The 574-nt window shown below is 54.2% G+C and carries 1 protein-coding gene; it reads right to left on the minus strand.

The window, feature by feature from the left end:
• Window positions 1-103: 103 nt before the first annotated feature.
• Window positions 104-544 carry a hypothetical protein gene (locus ACW5EG_RS17055; RefSeq protein WP_457020497.1) on the minus strand — a complete coding sequence of 147 codons (441 nt, stop codon included), beginning with the start codon at window positions 542-544 and terminating at the stop codon, window positions 104-106.
• Window positions 545-574: the final 30 nt, after the last annotated feature.

A 574-nucleotide genomic window follows, 5' to 3' on the forward strand; every position in this document is an offset into this window, starting at 1 on the left:
TAACGCCTAAGTTAAGCCGCGCCGCAGCGGGGTGTGAAGCACATGGCAAGCTGTACCTGCCATGTGGTTTGCGCCCCGATGCGGTGTCGGCTTGAACGCATTGTTAGGCACCAATCCGACGCACTGTAGGCGCCTCTTCTGATGCCACGTCAATGATGTGGTCAAGACAAACAATCTCGTAGTGCTTGAACGGACCCGGGTACTCCGACGTTGCAAAGGTGCCGTTGGCGACAAAGTCGAGGAACTTTGATCGTGAGTAGACCCTGAAGGAAGAACCAACCCAATCCTCCTCTTTGTCCCACGAACAATAGGACTCGTCTCGAATGGCGTAGCTAATGTAGCAAGACCAGATAAGCTCAAAGTGCTTGGATTCGGCGGTAACGTCGATGGATCTGACACCGGGCAACGGCACGCCCGCGATGTCCCAAGTCTCCTCATGCACCGAAACGCGTCCCTCTGAGATGAGCAGGCGAAGAGAATTGGTCTCTGGCTCGGAGATCTCCGCCAAGAATAGGTTCTTGCAAGAGTTAATTTCTTCAATCATCGACGGTGCTGCCATTGGTGCCTAACGCCT

The organism is Luteimonas sp. A611 (assembly GCF_054072715.1).

Bases quoted from the DNA above. Each gene is read 5' to 3' on its own strand.
- ACW5EG_RS17055 (WP_457020497.1), bottom strand. From the start codon at position 544: ATGATTGAAGAAATTAACTCTTGCAAGAACCTATTCTTGGCGGAGATC.